Source organism: Spirosoma horti (assembly GCF_054776595.1).
Genome location: NZ_BAAHBQ010000004.1, coordinates 232,310 through 250,680 on the forward strand (window position 1 = coordinate 232,310; position 18,371 = coordinate 250,680).

General features: G+C 50.0%; 15 protein-coding genes. 5 read left to right on the forward strand and 10 right to left on the reverse strand.

The window, feature by feature from the left end:
- The first annotated feature begins 13 nt into the window (after positions 1–13).
- Together ACYVAM_RS12535 and gldG are read left to right on the forward strand one after the other, a co-directional pair.
- Complete coding sequence (locus ACYVAM_RS12535) at positions 14–262, forward strand: hypothetical protein (RefSeq protein WP_461067429.1); 249 nt, start codon at positions 14–16, stop codon at positions 260–262.
- 67 nt (positions 263–329) lie between these two features.
- Positions 330–1,997 (forward strand): gliding motility-associated ABC transporter substrate-binding protein GldG, encoded by a 1,668-nt coding sequence (gene gldG / locus ACYVAM_RS12540; protein ID WP_461067431.1) that lies wholly within the window; start codon positions 330–332, stop codon positions 1,995–1,997.
- Between the two features lie 44 nt (positions 1,998–2,041).
- On the opposite strand, the gene ACYVAM_RS12545 is transcribed toward gldG, so the two are convergent.
- The 7 genes from ACYVAM_RS12545 to ACYVAM_RS12575 form a co-directional block, all read right to left on the reverse strand.
- Complete coding sequence (locus ACYVAM_RS12545; protein ID WP_461067432.1) at positions 2,042–3,721, reverse strand: complex I subunit 4 family protein; 1,680 nt, start codon at positions 3,719–3,721, stop codon at positions 2,042–2,044.
- A gap of 70 nt (positions 3,722–3,791) precedes the next feature.
- Positions 3,792–5,699, reverse strand: coding sequence for an NADH-quinone oxidoreductase subunit 5 family protein (locus tag ACYVAM_RS12550; RefSeq protein WP_461067433.1), 1,908 nt, complete (start codon positions 5,697–5,699; stop codon positions 3,792–3,794).
- Positions 5,700–5,807: 108 nt separating this feature from the next.
- Complete coding sequence (locus tag ACYVAM_RS12555; RefSeq protein WP_461067435.1) at positions 5,808–6,416, reverse strand: 2OG-Fe(II) oxygenase; 609 nt, start codon at positions 6,414–6,416, stop codon at positions 5,808–5,810.
- Positions 6,413–6,724, reverse strand: a complete 312-nt coding sequence (gene nuoK / locus ACYVAM_RS12560) for an NADH-quinone oxidoreductase subunit NuoK (protein WP_461067437.1) — start codon at positions 6,722–6,724, stop codon at positions 6,413–6,415. Before nuoK ends, ACYVAM_RS12555 begins: the two co-directional genes overlap by 4 nt.
- Positions 6,711–7,268: an NADH-quinone oxidoreductase subunit J family protein gene (locus ACYVAM_RS12565; RefSeq protein ID WP_461067439.1), complete on the reverse strand. Its 558-nt coding sequence runs from the start codon at positions 7,266–7,268 to the stop codon at positions 6,711–6,713. Before ACYVAM_RS12565 ends, nuoK begins: the two co-directional genes overlap by 14 nt.
- Positions 7,269–7,289: 21 nt before the next feature.
- The gene (locus ACYVAM_RS12570) at positions 7,290–8,681 is read right to left on the reverse strand and encodes a 4Fe-4S dicluster domain-containing protein (RefSeq protein WP_461067441.1); all 1,392 of its coding nucleotides are present in this window, start codon (positions 8,679–8,681) and stop codon (positions 7,290–7,292) included.
- A 72-nt stretch (positions 8,682–8,753) separates the two neighbouring features.
- A complete protein-coding gene (locus ACYVAM_RS12575; RefSeq protein WP_461067443.1) occupies positions 8,754–11,159 on the reverse strand; it encodes an alpha-ketoacid dehydrogenase subunit alpha/beta in 2,406 nt (801 codons plus the stop codon).
- A 244-nt stretch (positions 11,160–11,403) separates the two neighbouring features.
- Between ACYVAM_RS12575 and ACYVAM_RS12580 the strand changes: the two genes are divergently transcribed.
- The 3 genes from ACYVAM_RS12580 (at position 11,404) to ACYVAM_RS12590 (ending at position 14,353) form a co-directional block, all read left to right on the forward strand.
- The gene (locus ACYVAM_RS12580) at positions 11,404–11,862 is read left to right on the forward strand and encodes a DUF1573 domain-containing protein (RefSeq protein WP_461067445.1); all 459 of its coding nucleotides are present in this window, start codon (positions 11,404–11,406) and stop codon (positions 11,860–11,862) included.
- Positions 11,863–12,171: 309 nt separating this feature from the next.
- Positions 12,172–13,077 (forward strand): prohibitin family protein, encoded by a 906-nt coding sequence (locus ACYVAM_RS12585; RefSeq protein WP_461067447.1) that lies wholly within the window; start codon positions 12,172–12,174, stop codon positions 13,075–13,077.
- A 130-nt stretch (positions 13,078–13,207) separates the two neighbouring features.
- Positions 13,208–14,353 carry an acyltransferase family protein gene (locus ACYVAM_RS12590; RefSeq protein ID WP_461067449.1) on the forward strand — a complete coding sequence of 382 codons (1,146 nt, stop codon included), beginning with the start codon at positions 13,208–13,210 and terminating at the stop codon, positions 14,351–14,353.
- A gap of 97 nt (positions 14,354–14,450) precedes the next feature.
- Here ACYVAM_RS12590 and ACYVAM_RS12595 read toward each other — a convergent pair whose 3' ends face one another.
- The 3 genes from ACYVAM_RS12595 to ACYVAM_RS12605 form a co-directional block, all read right to left on the reverse strand.
- Positions 14,451–15,371, reverse strand: a complete 921-nt coding sequence (locus ACYVAM_RS12595; RefSeq protein WP_461067451.1) for an alpha/beta hydrolase — start codon at positions 15,369–15,371, stop codon at positions 14,451–14,453.
- A gap of 72 nt (positions 15,372–15,443) precedes the next feature.
- Complete coding sequence (locus ACYVAM_RS12600; protein ID WP_461067453.1) at positions 15,444–16,691, reverse strand: serine hydrolase domain-containing protein; 1,248 nt, start codon at positions 16,689–16,691, stop codon at positions 15,444–15,446.
- A gap of 140 nt (positions 16,692–16,831) precedes the next feature.
- Positions 16,832–18,316: a capsule assembly Wzi family protein gene (locus ACYVAM_RS12605; RefSeq protein ID WP_461067455.1), complete on the reverse strand. Its 1,485-nt coding sequence runs from the start codon at positions 18,314–18,316 to the stop codon at positions 16,832–16,834.
- Between the last annotated feature and the right edge of the window lie 55 nt (positions 18,317–18,371).

The following is an 18,371-nucleotide window of genomic DNA, read 5'->3' on the forward strand; positions in this document are numbered from 1 at the left end:
ACCGGAAACAACTATGACTGACCGCGATAAACAACGCCTTGACGAGTTGGAAGCAAAAACGGCTTACCTGCTCCAGCGACAGGATGAACAGGACTACCGAATGAATCAGATACTTGCCCGGTTAACTTATATTGAAGCCCGGCAACATCGACTCATGAAGGAGCTGGGTATTGAGCCCGAGAAACTGGACACCCTGCAGACGGCTCAGGACGATGCGAAGGCGATTAATCTAACGGCCATTTCTGAACTGAGGCTGAATTAAGCCTCATTAGCCGGACTGTTCAATAGTCTATAAACCATTTCGGCCTAGTTGTTCGTTAACGTTCCGTATGAAACCCGTTTCCCTGCGTATTCTTTTTGTTATTGCTGCGTTAGTCGCCGTCAATGTGTTGTCGGCCTTTGTGTTTTTTCGGCTCGATTTAACCCAGGAAAAACGATATACCCTTTCTGCACCCACAGAAAACCTGTTAGCCAATTTACCGGATGATATTCATATCGATGTGTATTTGACCGGCGACCTCCCTCCGGGGTTCAAACGACTCGAAACCGCCGTTCGGGAGACACTGGATGAGTTTGAAGCACAGGCCGGGAAGACCATCACCTATCGATTTATTGATCCTGCCCTGATTACAAACCCCGACGAGAAAAATAAGCTCATCGATAAGTTACAGCAACGCGGTTTGTTGCCAACCAATCTGTTTGCCAGCGAAGGCGGCAAACGCACAGAGAAACTGGTATTCCCCGGCGCTCTTGTTTCCTACAAAGGACAGGAAACCGCCGTTCAATTCTTAAAAGGCAATAAAGCGGCCTCGCCCGAAGAACAGCTAAACCAGTCGTATGAAGGTGTCGAATTTCAACTGGCCTCGGCAATTCGTAAGCTGACTCAAACGGAAGGAAATCGCCGGCGAGTTGGGTTGCTTTATGGCCACACGCAGGTACCTCCCTCCCGCTTCGCCGATTTGCTGGCCTCCGTGCAGCAGACCTACGATCTGTATTTCATCGACATGACCAAACCCGGCCCCATTGCCGGTCTGGATGCGATTCTGGTCCCTAAACCTGATAAAGCCTTTTCGGAAGAAGATATTTTTAAACTCGACCAGTTTGTCGTGAAGGGTGGCCGGGCCTTGTTTTTTGTGGATGGCCAACGGGTAGACAGCGTTAATAACGAAGGCACGTATGCGCAGCCCGTTAGTTTGAACCTCGACGATTTATTTTTCCGCTGGGGCGTCCGGCTCAACCGCGACGTAGTGAAAGATCTGCGTTGTGCCCCCATTCCGCTCAACGTGGGCAACCTGGGCGATAAGCCGAATATTCAATTATTACCCTGGCGGTTTTATCCACTGCTCAACAATTTTGGCACATCAGGAAACCCGATTGTGCGTAATCTCGATGCCATTCTGGGCCGTTTTATCAGCACCCTCGATACAGTACAGGCAGCGGGCATACAGAAAACACCGCTGTTGCTAACCTCCCCTTACACGAAAGTGTTAAAGGCCCCGGCGCTGATCTCATACAACGAAGCCCGTCAGCAGCCCGACCCGCAAACCTATAATGAAGGCCCTAAACTCATTGCCTGTCTGCTTGAAGGTCAGTTTAAATCGCTATTCGCCAACCGAATTCTACCGGGCGATCCCCGGGCAGCTGGTTTCCGGTCCGAAGGCGTAGCTTCACGCGTACTCGTTTGCTCCGACGGTGACCTGATCGTAAACGATGTGGATTACAAGCGAAATGCCCCTTATCCACTGGGATTCGACCGGTTCACCCGCACCACATTCGCCAACAAAGATTTTGCGCTGAATGCACTTGACTATCTGGTCGACCCGAACGGCGTCATTGCAGCCCGCACCCGAACCATTACCCTTCGTCCTTTGGACAAGATCAAGGTAGATGCGAACCGCACCAGTTGGCAACTACTAAATCTGTTAGGTCCCTTAGCTTTAGTCGGCCTTGTGGGGCTGGTCTGGCAGGTAGCCCGGCGCAGAAAATACGGAAAATGAGCCCGTACAGGCTAGAAATCAGCGATACGACTAAGTTTTCGAGGCTACTCCACGGCAAACTTGACCAGCCACTGCGCTACCGTTGCATTCGTAAGATCAAAGATAAGATTGGGAAATAATCCCAGCACCAGCGCCATAACACCCAACGGAATCAGCATGAGTTTTTCGCGGGCGGTCAGATCCGTGAGCGAATGGCTTGAGCCAGCTTTTGACTCGAAAGGCCGCACCCATAAAGAGCCAAAAAACATCCGCTGAAGCGTCCAGAGGAAATAGGCAGCCGCTAGCAAAATACCCGTTGTGGCAACAGCCGTGAGCCAGCCAGGTATCCACTCCGACTGAAAGCTCCCCATCAGGGTAAATAGCTCACCGACAAACCCGGAGAATCCGGGCAAACCCAATGAGCCAAAGAACGCAATGGCGGTTAGGGTCGTGTAATTTGGCATGGACTGCATCAACCCACGGTATGAGTCAATTCGCCGGTCATGGGTACGGTCGTATACGACGCCTACAATCAGGAACAGCATGGCCGACAAAACACCGTGGCTAACCATCTGATATATGGCACCATTGATGCCTTCGGCGGTGAGTGAGGCAACACCCAACAGGACAAATCCCATGTGTGACACTGATGAGTAAGCAATCATTTTCTTAAGATCAGCCTGTGCAAGCGCGTTCAAACCGCCATACACGATGGATAGTACGCCTAATACGGCCAGCGGAAAAGCATATTCCGCAGCACCATCGGGAAAGAAATTCCAGGCAATTCGCAGGAAACCATACCCGCCTATTTTAAGCAAGACCCCCGCCAGAACGACCGATACAGGGGTGGGTGCTTCAACGTGGGCATCGGGTAGCCAGGTGTGCAACGGCACGATGGGGAGCTTTATGGCAAAGCCAATAAAAATAGCCCAAAAGGCCAGCATTCGGCCAGGAAGCCCGGCGACAATAGGTTCGGCAGACGGGTTCAGAAAGGCATTGGGTAAGTAGTTACCCCCATCGGCCAGATAACGCATATCGAACGTGTGAACAACCTGAGCGGTGTTTAGCTGACCATTCTGAAGGTAGGCCTGTACAGCCCGAATAACCTCCGCTGTTGCATCTGAAGGATTGGTTACCAGGCCAGCCGCAACAGCCGTACTCACCGGATCCATAACGGACAAATACAGGCCGATCATCACCAGCAAAATCAGTAACGATCCCAGCAACGTGTACAGAAAGAATTTGATGGACGCATACTCCCGACGCGGGCCGCCCCACAAGCCGATCAGGAAATACATCGGCAGGAGCATGAATTCGAAAAACAGAAAGAACAGGAAGAAGTCGAGGGCTAAGAAGCAGCCCATTATCGTACCCGTCAACAGCAGATAGAGCGAGTAGTAGGCTTTTTGCCGATGAGTCATCGGCCAGGAGGATACCACACCAACGAGCATCACAACCGCCGACAGGAGAACCAGCGGAAGGCTGATCCCATCGACGCCAAGTAGGTAATCGATGGAAACAACGCCCAAGTTACCCAACGGCAGCGTAATCCAGTTGGCCTGTTCGAGTAGTTGATAACCACCAATGGTTTTATCAAATCCGACATAAGCTACACCCGCCAGCACAACCTCGGCCAGGGTTACCGCCAGCGCGATCCGTCGGTAGTGAACAGCCTGGTTATCGGGCAGGAGCACCACGATCAACGCGCCTAGCAAAGGAAGAAAAATGAGTAACGAAAGAATCATATATGTGTCCTGAACCAAGCTCCCGCCTGACTCTATTTACCAAAGACCAGGCTTCTGCCCAGTCCAGACGTCAAAGCAACCACCATAGTACCACCAGCAAACTAACCACTGCCGCCGTAATGTACGATTGTACCCGACCATTCTGAATAGACCGCGTCAACTGACCTAACCGACCAGCCAGCCAGGCAACTCCATTCACCAAACCATCAATGCCCAGACGGTCGAAACCCGTTGTTATATGCGCGATGACCACGGTCGTAACACCGGCGCCATTAACGGCTCCATCGATTACCCGATGATCAGTTTTGTTCAGAAATGCGGCCAGACGCAATGATGGTCTGATGGCGGCTACTTTGATAAACGAATCCAGAAAGCCGTACTCGATCGAAAGACGGACATAACTGGTATTCGCTCTCGGCTCCCGCATGCGGAAACCCAGCCAGCCGCCCAGCAGTACCAGGCTAATAGATACGGGGGCAAGCCACCAGAAGTTTTCTTCTTCCTGAGTTAGGAGTAAGCGAAAAAACCAACTCCCGTGTCCTGAAAAGGGATTGATTGAAAACCAGACCCAAACCGATAACACAGCCAGTACTAGCACAGGACCGCGCATGAGCCAATCGGGTTCATGCGCCTGGCTCAACGGTACTTCCTGGTTGCGGTAGTCACCGAAGAAAATAAGCCGCCATTGCCGGGCCATATAAAGCGCCGTCAGACCAGACGAAAACAACAATAAGAGTGGAATAACCAAGCCAAAGCCATTTTCCTGACCAGCCGCCCAAACAAAAGCCCCTCCCAGAATGGCCTCTTTCGACAGAAAGCCGGAAAAGAAGGGCAAACCCGACAAGGCAGCCGCACAGACCGTGTAAGCAACAAAGGTGGTAGGTAATGCCTTCCGTAAATCACCCATCTGCCGCATATCCTGCGTATGGACAGCGTGAATGATAGCGCCTGCGCTCAGAAACAAACCGGCTTTAAAAAAGGCATGCGTCAGTAAATGAAACATGGCTCCGCTCACATTACCTGTTCCCATAGCCGCCACCATCAGCCCTAACTGCGAAACGGTTGAAAAAGCCAGAACTTTCTTAATGTCGGTTTGAAAAAGCGCCGAATAGCCGCCCCAAAGGGTCGTAACGGTACCGATGATAGTGACGACAACCAGCGCATCGGCCGAAAGAAGCGGGTGAATTCGCGCTAACAGGAAAATGCCTGCCGCAACCATTGTAGCGGCATGAAGTAATGCCGACACAGGTGTAGGGCCCTCCATGGCATCGGGAAGCCAGCTTAGTAACGGAAATTGTGCCGATTTACCAATGCAACCCATAAACAGGCATAAGCCAAGCGCCGTGGGTAATACAGCCTGCCCACCGAGGGTTGCCAACATAGCAAAGTCCAGCGTATCGAACTGATAGTACGTTAAGAAGATACCGATGAGAAAGCCTATATCACCAACCCGGTTCATTAGAAACGCTTTCTGAGCCGCTTTTGATGAGGCCAACCGCTCTGCATAAAAACCAATCAGCAGGTAGGATACCAAACCAACCAATTCCCAGAAGGCATACATAACCAGCAGATTTCCAGCCAGAACGATTCCCAGCATGGCGCCCACGAATAATTGCAGATAGGAGAAGTATCGGCGCAGTTTCGGTTCATCATGCAGGTAGGAAAGCGAATAAAGCTGCACGAGCAAGGCGACAAAATGCACCAGTACGAGCATTAGCGCAGCAAGGGCATCGAGCCGCAAGCTAAAGCCAAAAGATATGCCCGAGAACGTTGCCCAGTCCGCCTGTATTAATAAGGGCTGTTCGGGCAAGGCGATAGCCAATATGATGGATAAGGCCAGTCCCCCACTGGTAGACAGTACCGCTATGAAACCGGCTGTTCGTCGAGTAGCAGCCGTCAGTACCAGAAAGCTCGCAAAGGGAAGCCCCAGTAAGATGGCCATCAGCGCAGGAAGCAGGTAGGAAATGTCGGCGGGCATTCGAGATTAGTCAGAATTGGGCGCAAATATCCCGAATATCCCGTGGGGATGCAAATAGCGAATTAGCCCTTCTTCGATCAAGAAAAAATGAAAAGGCAAGTCGCCGAACTATTCTGTCTTCAACCAACCGGTTATACTAAGTCGTTCATGGGTGGCAGGCAATACCTCGTGGGGTAATAATCCGCTTTCAAAACACACCAGTCGGCCGCCTATGGGGGAGATCACAACCTGCTGCTCCGGGTCATGAACAGTGCCGGGAAGATAAAGGGCTAATTGTCCGCCATCCATCTCCTGCCAATCCGTATTCAGGTAGCATACGACGGAGAGTTTTCGACGCGAGTCGCTACGAAACTGGTCGAGGTGGCGTTTGTAGAAAGTACCTATTGGATAGCGAGCATAGTGAAATTCAAAATTGCGCAGTCCCAGGTAACAAGTCTGGTTTATGTACGAAACAAATTCGTCGATCCGAAGTAGAAATGCCTTTTCAACCGGTGTGGCCGTAGCATCGTCCAGCCACATAATTTCATCGCCCCGGACTGCATTTGCGACCGCAACCTGCTCATTTCCGGTACCGGCGGCTTTAAATTTTCCGGCACTCCGCCGTTGGTGCAGTTGGTCAGCAAGGGCGACCACTTCATCAGGTGTTATAAAATTATCTGCAATGCCGTAGCCATCAGTCAATATACCGTTGATGATAGTCTCGAAGGGTATTATCAAGAATTGAGTTCGTTTAACTCATCCACTTGCGCCGTGTGGAAATGACGGTAAACCTGCAAAACAATGGCCAGCGCCACCGCCGATTCGGCAGCCGCAACAACCATCACAAATAACGTCAACATCTGGCCCTGCAACCGGTCAGGATCGTACTGACTAAAGGCAACGAGGTTGATGTTGACAGCATTGAGCATCAATTCAATGCCCATCAATACCACAATAACATGGCGCTTGAGAATGACGACTGCCAGCCCGATGCTAAAGAGAGCAGCCCCCACCAGCAAAAAAAGATGACTATCAACGGGTTGCATTTCGTGGAGATTTAGTTTGTGGAGCGGCCAGATAGGTAGCGCCAACGAGGGCCGCCAGTAATAGAATTCCTGCTATTTCGAACGGCACTACGTATTCCGTCATAAGCTGTTTTCCTATTGTATGCATGGTGCTTTGCCAGCCGACTGGTCGATTGAGTATGGTGAAATTAGCGCGGGCCAGCAGTGTGTATAAAGCCATGAACAAAGCCCCCGACACCAATAGGGCAATCACCCAGCCCGACACCAGGCCAGAGCGGTTCCGGGAAGCAATCTGGTTTGGTTGCTGGCTGTTTGTATCCGTCGGAAGTTCAGGTCTGTGCGTGAGCATAATACCAAAAATCACCAGAACCAGTACGCCCCCAACGTAAATCATGATTTGAGCTATGGCCAGAAAATCAGCACTCGCCAATACAAACAACCCGGCCACACCAAACAGAGTCAGTAGGAGAAAAAAGGCCGCATACAGCACGTTGCGGGTCAGCAAGACGGCTAGTGCACTACCGAGCGTCAGCACTGAAAAAGCATAAAAGGCTACTTGAACCACTGTTTTTTTTAATAAGATTGATCAGGCTGATGTCTCCCCATCAGACTTCGGCCTGGGTTTCATTGTCGGCCGGAAAGCGGGTTTAGGCTTGACAGGTTCAGCCGCTGGCTCAGCTGTTTTGTCAATGGTTGGCTCTGAAATCGGACTTTTCGATTCAACGGGTGGCTGTTCCTCGGCTGGCTTCGGTGGCGCCGTGGCGGGTTTCATCGTCGGCCGGAAAGCGGCTGGTTTCGGTTTCGGCACCTCTGTCTGTTCATTCGACGTTAGCGCTGGCTCTGATTCAACCGATTTTGCGGGTTTCATCGTCGGCCGAAAAGCCGTTGGTTTGGGCTTCTGGGCTTCCTCCGGCACTTCGACGGGGTTTTGTGTTAGTTCCGGCTTCGTTTCTGCGGCTTTGGGTGGCTTCATCGTCGGCCGGAAAGCAGGCTTAGGCTTTGCTGGCTCGGCCGGTACAGGCGCTTCTGCTGCGGGCTCCCCGGTTTTAGCAACCGGCGGCTTCATGGTTGGCCGGAAACCAGCCGGTTTGGCAACGGGGGCGGGAGCATCCGGTTTCTCTACCGACTCAGACGCGGCCTGCACTGCTTCATCCGGCACATCGGCGATAGGAGCTACGGGCTTTTTCGTCGGCTTAAATACGGGCCGTTTTGCGGCCTCAAGACCACCCTGCGCAATCTGCTGCATCTCGTCCGGCGTTGCATCGGTTAGCGGATGCTCGATGGATGAGCCTTCCGAGTTAGCTGGTTCAGCGGGAGGTGATGTCGGTACGCTCGGCTTAGCCGTTGGCCGAAACACGGGTCGTTTAGGAGCAACGGCATCGTCTTCGGCAACCGGCGCTTTAGCAGCTAGCTGAGCAGCTTTTGCTGCGTCTTTTTCGCGAACGTACTGTTCATACAGCGCTCGTTTTTCGTCGGCTTGCTCAGCGGTCAGTTCGGCAAAACTGTATGTCAACTTGCCTAGTTCAAACTCGCTGTAATCAAATTTTTTGTCCATGGTCAGGCACTCGGTGGGGCAAACCACGGTGCACAGGCCGCAATAGCAGCACTTGGCCATATCGATGTCAAACTTGGCCGCGTATAAACGAATCGGCGACCCATCCGAGGCTTTCCCTACCTCCTCGGTGGCTTTGATGGCGTCGATGGTGATACAATCGACTGGACACACTTTGGCACATTTGTCACAAACGATGCAATCTTCGATCTCATTACGAAGTTTGTAACGGCCATTATCGGGTATGGGAAGCTGTTCATGTGGATACTGAAGCGTAACTAACCCATTTTGTAAGTCAAAATAATTATCGCTGGCGATTCCTTCGGGTGTTCGGCGCTTTGTGGCCTGCCGAAGGTGCCTCAGCGTAAGGCTCAGTCCTTTTATGGTTGTTCGGATGCCCGATTGTATGTCTTTAAAGTATGACATTTTGAATGATTGACTGATAGATTGATTGAATAAATGGCGCATAGGCCTATTCAATCAATCTATCAGTCAAAATTATAATTTTGGAAACCGCTCCGGGTCAGCATCACTCAGAATAGAATAGACGACTTCAATGACATCATCGGCATTTGGCTTCGAGAAATAATCGCCGTCTGAACCGTACGGAGGCCTGTGTGCCTTAGCCGATAGTGTGGCCGGAGCCGAATCCAGATAACGATAGGCGTTTTGGCCTTCAACCACCTGCTGCATCATATAGGCGGATGCACCACCCGGCACGTCTTCATCCGCAAACAGCACCCGGTTTGTCTTTTTAATCGACTCAACAATCACCTGGTGGACGTCGAACGGCAGCAACGTCTGCACATCGATTACCTCAATTTGAATACCTAACTCCGCTAATTGGCCAGCCGCTTCCAGTACGATTCGGCACATGGAGCCATAGGTCACTACCGTCAGATCGGAGCCGGAACGCAGGATTTCCGGTACACCCAGGGGTACGCAGAACTCATCAAGATTAGCAGGCAATGTTTCTTTCAATCGGTACCCATTCAATGATTCGATCAGAAGAGCCGGATCATCACCTTTGAGCAACGTATTGTAGAACCCGGCTGCCTGGGTCATATTCCGCGGCACCAATATATGAAGGCCGCGCAAACTGCTCAGCATAGTGCCCATTGGAGAGCCCGAATGCCAGATACCCTCCAGCCGGTGGCCGCGCGTTCGAATGATCAGCGGGGCTTTCTGACCACCTTTTGTCCGGTAGTGCAACGTAGCCAGATCATCGGTGAGCGTTGCCAGGGTATAATAAACATAATCGAAATACTGAATCTCGACGATGGGGCGAAGGCCGCGCATCGCCATGCCAATACCCTGGCCAATAATCGTCGTTTCGCGAATACCCGTGTCGGTAATACGTATTTCGCCAAATTTCTCCTGCAATCCCGCAAAGCCCTGATTGACGTCACCGATCTGCCCCACATCCTCCCCTAAAGCGACCACTCGTTCATCACGCGTGAATACACTCTCAAAATAACGCTGAAGCAGTAAATAACCATCCAACACCGGACTTTCGTCGGTAAACTGTGCGGGTACTGCCTTGACCAGCATCGGTGATTCCGGAGACTGGCTGTACAGGTGCGAGCTAAACCGGTCGGCGTTTTCAGCATCCGTACGTTCGAGCCACGCCTTCAGGCGTTGACGACCCGTACTGGTATCGTTGCGCAATACACGCAAGGCCTTCCGCACGGCCGAGACGGCATCCCGGCGGACGGGCGAAAACGTCTTACGAAGCTCTTCCCGAATGGCCATCAATTCCGTCGATTTGGCATTATGGCGAGCCGTTTGCTGAAGCAGATCAAGTGCCTCGTCAAAATCACCTTTCAGCGATGCCTGAAAAGCATTCCAGGCGCTGATGCGGGCGCTTTTAGCTACTTGCTTGGCCTCGGCCTCTATGGCTTCCAGTTCGTCATTAGTGGCGTATCCATTCTCTAAAATCCACTGCCGGAATATCCGATTGCAATCGTGCTCGGCTTCCCAGGTCAGGCGCTGCCTGGATTTGTAACGTTCATGCGAACCGGATGTCGAGTGTCCCTGGGGCTGGGTCAGTTCCTGCACATGCACCAGCACCGGCACATGCTGGGTACGGCAAATATGGGCGGCCTGCTGATACGTTTCCAGTAGCGCGGCATAATCCCAGCCTTTTACGGTAAAGATTTCCATGCCCTTATCATGGCCGTCGCGCTGAAACCCCGCCAACGCCTTTGAAATACTGCCTTTTATGGTTTGGTACTCGACCGGAACCGATATGCCATAGCCATCATCCCATACCGACATCAACAAAGGCACCTGCAGTACCCCGGCCGCGTTCATTGTTTCCCAAAACATTCCCTGCGACGTTGAAGCATCGCCAATAGTAGCAAAAACGATCTCGTTTCCGTTGTGCGAAAAAGTAGTCAGATTGCTTAAGGCATGGTTATTGCGGAAAAGTTTGGAGGCATATGCCAGCCCAAGTGCACGCGGAACCTGGCCTGCCGTGGGCGCAATATCACAAACAGAATTATAGAGTTCGGTCTGGTTACGCCACAACCCCTGTTGGTCGAGCCAGCGGGTGGCAAAGTGCCCATTCATGGATCGACCGGCGGTGTTAGGCTCAGCTTCCAGATCGGTATGGGCATAAAGTTGAGCGAAGAACTCTGTCCAGCGAAGTTCGCCCAGAGCCGCCACGAATGTTTGATCGCGGTAATAGCCCGAACGGAAATCACCCCGGTTAAACGCACTGGCTGCCGCTAATTGCGCCAATTCCTTGCCATCGCCGAATATGCCGAACTTAGCCCTTCCTCCCATCACATCACGCCGACCTAATAAGCTCACCTGTCGGCTTTCACAAGCCAATCGGTAATCTGATAAGATTTTTTCACGACTTAAAATATCAGTCGAGCGGAGTTGTTCGTTTGCTATCACAACAGAGCTACGGGTTGGAATCGTCTAACAATCAATTTATCGATGAAGTAGCTGGTACCGAGTTGTCGATTCCCTAGCGAAAGTAAAAGTAAGGTAAAACAAGTCAGCTTTCAAAAAAACGATTTTTTGAGTTTATTTGTTGACCGAATGAAAACTATTAACGTTTTTGGCAGACTGTTTGCTATGTGCCCTAGTACACAAGACTTAGTATTTTTAAAACCAAACCATAATTCCATTTAGTCCGATGAAAAAGACTTTTTCACTTTTCGTAGCTTTGTTCATGCTGGTTGCTGTTAGCTACGCCCAAAAAGGAGTTTTGAAATTTACGAAAGAAACCCACGATTTCGGTAAAGTTGAGCAAGGCAAGCCGGTAACTCACGTATTCGAATTTAAGAATACAGGTACAGATCCAATTGTTATCAACGATGCTCAGGCATCCTGCGGCTGTACAAAACCAAGTTTCTCGCGTGAGCCAATCATGCCTGGCAAAACAGGTTCTATCTCGGCTACCTATAATGCTGCCGCTGCCGGTCCATTCAACAAATCGGTAACCGTAACCAGCAATGCCGAAGCCGGTCAGGCTGTTCTGTATCTGAAAGGTGAAGTCGTTTCTGCCGCTGCTGCTGCTGAAACAGCCGCTGCTCCTGCCGCTACGACACCTGCGGCTAAAGACAAGAAAAAGAGTACCAAAACTTCACGCTAATTCACTGAAGGGTTAATAGTGTGGTTAAGAAAGGCATCTGGTTGTTTACCGGATGCCTTTTTTTGCGCCTAAACATTTTCATCCTGTCCGGCAACCGACTGACAAACCCGGCATCCGCTCTTCCAATACCCGTTTTTTGCGAGTTGATAATCAGTTACTTTTGGGGCGTCTTCTGACTTAAGCTTCCTATGGCTCCGCCCCAACGCCGATAAATCGGCCCCGTTTTAGCACATACTTTTCGATTATTATTCTCACCTCGCTGGCAGACTGCGTATAAACGCAGATTGGCAGCTTATACCCACCTGAACTATGTTTTTTCTAGTCCTTGGCTTTTTGGTGCTTGTCGCCGGATTTGCCATCAATACCCCTGCCATTGCCTTTTCGCATTACTCCCGGCCCGCCAAGGTAGTGGGCCTTATTCTCATTGTTTTGGGCTTTATTACGTCCAGCATCCGACAGATAGACGCTGGACAAGTTGGCGTCACCTCCCTATTCGGTAACGTTGGCAATCACCCGTTAAGCTCTGGTCTTAACTTCGTTAACCCGTTGGCGAACGTCACCGAGTTTGACATAAAAACCCAGAACTACACCATGTCGGCCAGCCACGATGAAGGGCAGAAAGAAGGCGACGATGCCATTCGGGTACTCACCGCCGACGGGCTGGAAGTGGTGATTGACTTGACGGTACTCTACCGGGTTGTTGCGGCCGATGCGCCCAAAATTTACAGCGAAATCGGTGCCGATTACATGGACAAGATTGTGCGTCCCATTACCCGTACCCGTATTCGGGACAACGCCGTCTATTATGATGCCATTGCCTTGTATTCGACCCGGCGCGACGAATTTCAGACCCGCATCTACAAAACCATCGAAGCTGACTTCCGCAAGCGTGGGCTTATGCTCGAACAGTTATTAATTCGAAATATTGACTTACCCGCGTCGGTCAAGAAGACGATTGAATCCAAGATCAATGCAGAACAGGACGCCCAAAAAATGCAGTTTGTTCTGCAGAAGGAAAAGCAGGAAGCCGAACGGAAACGGGTAGAAGCCCAGGGCATTGCCGATTACCAAAAGATTCTATCGACGGGTCTTAGCGATAAGCAACTGCAGTATGAGCAGATAAAGGCCCAGCGCGAACTGGCAGCCTCGCCGAACGCCAAGATCATAATTATGGGTAGTCGCGGAAACGTTCCGCTCATGTTGACGGATAAATAACAGTAGGCCATCATAACCAGGTCTTTACAGAAGACAGGCTTACACCACACAAAAGAAGCCCTATTAGGCCTTACTGGTTTGATAGGGCTTCTTTTTTTGCTATCATTGCTTCCTCCCCAGTCCCCACTCTATGCAACATATAACCTCTACTCAGGAGCCTGCCCTTGCTCAACCCGTTCCTATCCGTCGTCTTTTATCCCTCGACGCCTTGCGGGGTTTCGATATGTTCTGGATCATGGGAGGAGAAGAACTTTTTCATGTAGTAGCCAAAACAACTGGCTGGGCATGGGCTATTTTTCTGGCCGACCAATTTACCCACGTCACTTGGAATGGGTTTCGGCCTTATGATTGCATTTTCCCCTTGTTCCTATTTCTGGCGGGTGTTTCAACACCATACTCACTAGGTAGCCGGTTAGCGAAAGGTGATGACAGAACGATGCTAGCTCGAAAAGTTATTACCCGAGGACTCATTCTGGTCATTTTGGGCATTGTTTATAACAACGGTTTATTCATGAAACCCTTGGCCGAAATGCGGTTTGGCAGTGTTCTGGGCCGGATTGGCCTGGCGGGAATGTTTGCCCAACTTATATTTCTGTACGTCCGCAACGAACGAGCTCGCTATGGCATTTTTGTGGGCATCCTGCTGCTCTACTGGGCTTTGCTGATGCTCGTCCCCGTGCCGGGGTTTGGCGCCGGCAATTTAACCATGGAGGGAAGTTTGGTTGGGTATGTAGATCGGTTGTTTATGCCCGGACGACTTTATAAAGTTGTCCATGATCCGGAAGGACTCCTGTCGACTTTACCCGCAATCTGCACTGGTCTACTGGGTGTTTTTGCCGGCACTGTCCTGCGTCGCCATGGCCTTTCCGACAATCGAAAAATTCAACAGCTCGTTTTGGCGGGTGTAAGCTGCGTTGCTCTGGGCTGGCTATGGAATATCGTGTTTCCTGTCAATAAAAATCTTTGGACAAGTTCGTTTGTGTTGGTCGCTGGTGGTTGGAGCCTGCTGATATTGAGTCTGTTTTACTGGATCATCGACGTAAAAAATAATCATGGATGGACTTTTTTCTTTGTTGTCATTGGCACGAACTCCATTCTCATCTATTTAGCAGGCAGAATCATTGACTTCGAATACGCCACCCATTTTCTTTTTGCCGGCTTGCTACACTTCTTTAGTGAACCCGTTCAGGCGGTGGGCAGTGTCGTTGCCTTTCTGGCGGTTAAATGGGTTTTCCTCTATTTTCTGTATAAGAAAAAAACGTTTTTGCGGGTCTAGACCGATTCCTACTTTTCTTTTGTCAGCATCAAGCCGAAACTTTACTCAGAGGGCCGTGTCTCCACGGCCCTCTGAGTAAAGCAACTAAGTCCACAGCTTATTTCTTTGTGTATAGACTGGTCAGCCAGGCTTTACAGGCATCGGGCCACGCGTTGAGTGAGCCAAATTTAGCCGTTCGGAGCCCAAAACCATGTCCACCACTTGGATACAGATGCATTTCGGCAGGAACACCGCTTTTTAGGCAAGCCAGGTAAAAGTCGATGCTGTTTTCAACGGGCACGGCTTTGTCATCTTCTGCATGGACTAAAAAAGTAGGCGGTGTTTGGGCTGTAACCTGTAATTCATTGGAATAGTAAGCGACCATCTCCGGCGATGACGCCAGTTTACCCAATAGATTATTCCGCGATCCGGCATGCGCTTTCTCACCAAAGGTGATGACGGGGTACATCAAAATAGCAAAGTTTGGTTTGGCCTGCTCACTCGCCTTCGGTCCCTTATTGTAGTGCGTAGCGAGCGTAGCAGCCAGGTGCCCTCCTGCTGAAAAACCCATTACGCCAATTTTATTTGGGTCGATTCCATAGCGGGCGGCCTCTTTCCGAATAAGGGTTAAACCCTGCATAGCATCCATAAGGGGAACCTCCTGCTGATTCGTCATGATAGCCGGGTTAGGTAACCGATATTTCAATACGAAAGCAGCGACGCCCATCTCATTGAACCAGTGCGCTACGTCTGAGCCTTCGTGGCTGGCCGCCAGAATTCCGTAGCCTCCACCGGGACAAATCATCACGGCGGCTCCGGTTGCTTTATCTTTTGGTGGTAAATACACCGTCAATGTCGGCACCGATACATTGCTGATCCGGAGAATGTCATTCGCATCAGTTTCCGACTTTTCGGTGATCTGCGCCCCCGTAATCGCATTGGGAATGGCTCCATCTGGCCAGAGTTTGATAACTTCCTGCGCTAAGGCAAGGTTGGGTAATGCAGTGGCCAATAGCATACTAAGTAATAGTGAACGCATGAAGAATTATGGGCTCAATCAGGAGCATTAAGTAGTAAAAACGGAAAAAGCCGACCTTCAGGTCGGCTCTACTCATATTTCTACCTCACTTTCTTCGGTCGATACCTTATTATTCGACCCGCCGTGCAAGACCTCGATAAGTTCTTTGACCTGATAAACGGTTGTGTTATAGCGATTTCCAAGAATAATAATCACATACTCATCTTTAGGACTGAACCAGAACATGGTATTGTAGCCTTTCCACCAACCTGAATGGTAAATATATTCGGGCTGATTATTATCATTGAGCATCATTCGAAAACCGTAACCATAATTCTTGGCGCCTTTCTTTTCAAAACTGCGTGGAACAAAGGCTTCGGCGAGCATTTTCTTCGGTAATAAACAGTCGCCATTTAGAGCCCGATACCACCTGAACAGGTCGCCTGTCGTTGAATAGATCCCCTTATCACCAACGACATCGTCATAATAATCCTTGGGAATGCGTCGGTTCCACTGGTAACCCGCCGTTCGATGATGATTTATGGAGTCGTTTTTCGTTGTCGCGACAAACGTCTGGTGCATGCCCAGCGGCTCGAAGATATTCTTCTGGATGAAGGCTTCGTAGCTTTGACCAGTCACTTTCTCAATGATCGACGCCAGCACCATGTAGTTGGTATTGCTGTAACTGAACCCTCGTCCAGGAATGTTGTAGGCCTTAGGCGTTGGCTTGACCGTAGCAAACCAGTGCATAATTGTGGCGTTTGACGGGTAAGGCTTCTCTTTCTTATAGAAGTTCACCTTCATGCTATCGTCAAAAGCATACTGGTAATTTGGCAGACCGCTGCGGTGGCTCAATAATTCGCGAACCGTAATACCGTGATAGGGAAAATCGGGGTAAAACCGCTGGATGGTATCTTCGAACTTGAGTTTACCCGCTTCAATGAGTTTCAGTGTACCAACGGCCGTGAACGTTTTGGATAGCGATGCCAGTTGGAATTTTGAGTCTTCGACCAACGTATCGCGCTGATTTCGTTCAAAGTGGCCTAGACCAAAGCAGTTTTTATACAAAACAATGCCTTTTTGCGCCACCAGCACATTACCGTTTAACCCGCCCCGGACTTTCTGCCTGAAGATGTCCTCAACCTTTCGGCTTTTCTCATCGGCATTAATCTGTTGGCGAATGGTCGCTTGTTCTGAACTTGTCAGAATTTGCTCATCAGCGCAACTACGTAAGGCACGCGCCGACTTATTCAGGTTTTTCTGATCCTGTCCACAGGATATACCAATGCCAATTAATGCTAAAACGCAAAACCAACTCAAGAAACTATTCATTCGCACCATCCAAACCCACGTATTCGTTGAGTGATTAATTAAGAAGAAGTCCGGGTAAAAATAGCAGTTGATTGTTATGAACGAACCGCTATAGGCCTTAAAAAAAGATGAAAGTTCGCAAGCGGGCTAATCGATCCAACTAAGGTCTGTTAGAATCCTCTTCGTGGCGAAACGATCGTCTGACGATTTCTTCCTAAAACGCCCGTTTTTCGTAAGCTGATATAGCCCCCCACACTATTTGGTAAAAGTTTACCTGAATCAAGCGCCAGCGAACCATTAAGAACAGTGCCACCGAACAAACCGATAGGCACCGAAGCCGTCAACAACCCCGAAAATTGCGTGGGAATCGTTAAATAAGGAACAGCATAGGTTCCAGCATTCTGGCTATAGGACAGTCTGGCAATTATATCCACTTTATTGGCGACAAGCGCGCTAAGACCAAGATGGTAAGCGCTAACCCGATTATTGGCAATTCCATAGCGAGGTGGCAACGCCGAACTTACCTCTTGTTGAGGAGTTAGAAAAGGCGTTCCAACCGTACGACCAAAGTACGTCCAGCCGTCAATAAATTGACTATTGTTAAAATAATCATCACGTCCCCGTTTCTCAGGATCTTCTAAGACAAATAAGTCTCCCCCTTGGCTTCCGGTAAACAAATATTCCAGTGTAATCTGTTTTAGAAAAAAAGTTGCTCCAGTCGGTTGATCACGGTTCCGTATCCGCAGACCATTCAAACCATCGACTAGATTCGTTCCATAAAATAGCGACCCATCGTCGTACAGAAACTGCCGATACGCGAACAGACTCCAGTGATTTAGATTGACATCGATAGCCAGGTCAACAGAACCAAGGTGATTTCCGACCCGATTTTCCTCAAAATTAGAAATTGTCTGAAGACTTTGATCGTCTGGGTAGGGATTCCGAGTACCCAATACAACGGCAGGAAAGTACTTGATGCTCGAAGGCAATTTACCATTCGCGGATACGCTATTATTTAAATAATCAGAGTGCCCACCCCACATTACCTGGTGATTAAATCCGCCATAAAAATGTACTCGCCAAGAAGGCTTTCCTATTCGGCCATACAAAGATGATTGGTGCAGATAAGAACCCTGCACCAGGCGACCGGCATTTTCGAACCAGCCATGTGAAAATGTACCCATCACCGACAGGACACCTTTCGTAAAGGGGAGCGGGGTAAAAACGGGAACGGCTAACTGTATTTTCGGGAACGGTAATGTATTGCCTGACCAGATGTAGGAACCGCTTGTCAGCAGGGTATCGACCAGCCCAATAATTTCTTTTCGGCGCCCGGCATAAAGTTCAAACGCGCCGAGACGTCCTTTTATGTAGGCTTCAGGAAGCAGGAATTGATTGGTTGTTCCAATGTTAGCCACAGCATTAAGCCCATAGCCCCAATCTGCCTTGGGTTTATGGCCCAAGCTATCAGCGAGCCGATAATCAGAATGAAGGCTAGCATTCAGTCGAAACGTCGGATTTTTAAGCGGAACAATTCCGTATTGATTGGCTCGTAGCCAGAAGGGTGTTTGATCCGATGAACCCAGCGCACCCGTTTCTACCTGGTATTGACTAATACGCTGCCCGTACCCGATGGTAAAACTTGCAGCAGTCATTGCCCCATAGCAGATGCTTAAAAATAAAAATCTCATAGAAGTCAGGCCGATTTAT

What these genes read in the sequence shown, in the direction of transcription:
- ACYVAM_RS12535 (WP_461067429.1), top strand. Translation starts at nt 14, where the DNA reads ATGACTGACCGCGATAAACAACGCCTTGACGAGTTGGAAGCAAAAACG.
- gldG (WP_461067431.1), top strand. Translation starts at nt 330, where the DNA reads ATGAAACCCGTTTCCCTGCGTATTCTTTTTGTTATTGCTGCGTTAGTC.
- ACYVAM_RS12545 (WP_461067432.1), bottom strand. Translation starts at nt 3,721, where the DNA reads ATGATTCTTTCGTTACTCATTTTTCTTCCTTTGCTAGGCGCGTTGATC.
- ACYVAM_RS12550 (WP_461067433.1), bottom strand. Translation starts at nt 5,699, where the DNA reads ATGCCCGCCGACATTTCCTACCTGCTTCCTGCGCTGATGGCCATCTTA.
- nuoK (WP_461067437.1), bottom strand. Translation starts at nt 6,724, where the DNA reads ATGCAACCCGTTGATAGTCATCTTTTTTTGCTGGTGGGGGCTGCTCTC.
- ACYVAM_RS12570 (WP_461067441.1), bottom strand. Translation starts at nt 8,681, where the DNA reads ATGTCATACTTTAAAGACATACAATCGGGCATCCGAACAACCATAAAA.
- ACYVAM_RS12580 (WP_461067445.1), top strand. Translation starts at nt 11,404, where the DNA reads ATGAAAAAGACTTTTTCACTTTTCGTAGCTTTGTTCATGCTGGTTGCT.
- ACYVAM_RS12585 (WP_461067447.1), top strand. Translation starts at nt 12,172, where the DNA reads ATGTTTTTTCTAGTCCTTGGCTTTTTGGTGCTTGTCGCCGGATTTGCC.
- ACYVAM_RS12590 (WP_461067449.1), top strand. Translation starts at nt 13,208, where the DNA reads ATGCAACATATAACCTCTACTCAGGAGCCTGCCCTTGCTCAACCCGTT.
- ACYVAM_RS12595 (WP_461067451.1), bottom strand. Translation starts at nt 15,371, where the DNA reads ATGCGTTCACTATTACTTAGTATGCTATTGGCCACTGCATTACCCAAC.
- ACYVAM_RS12600 (WP_461067453.1), bottom strand. Translation starts at nt 16,691, where the DNA reads ATGGTGCGAATGAATAGTTTCTTGAGTTGGTTTTGCGTTTTAGCATTA.
- ACYVAM_RS12605 (WP_461067455.1), bottom strand. Translation starts at nt 18,316, where the DNA reads ATGACTGCTGCAAGTTTTACCATCGGGTACGGGCAGCGTATTAGTCAA.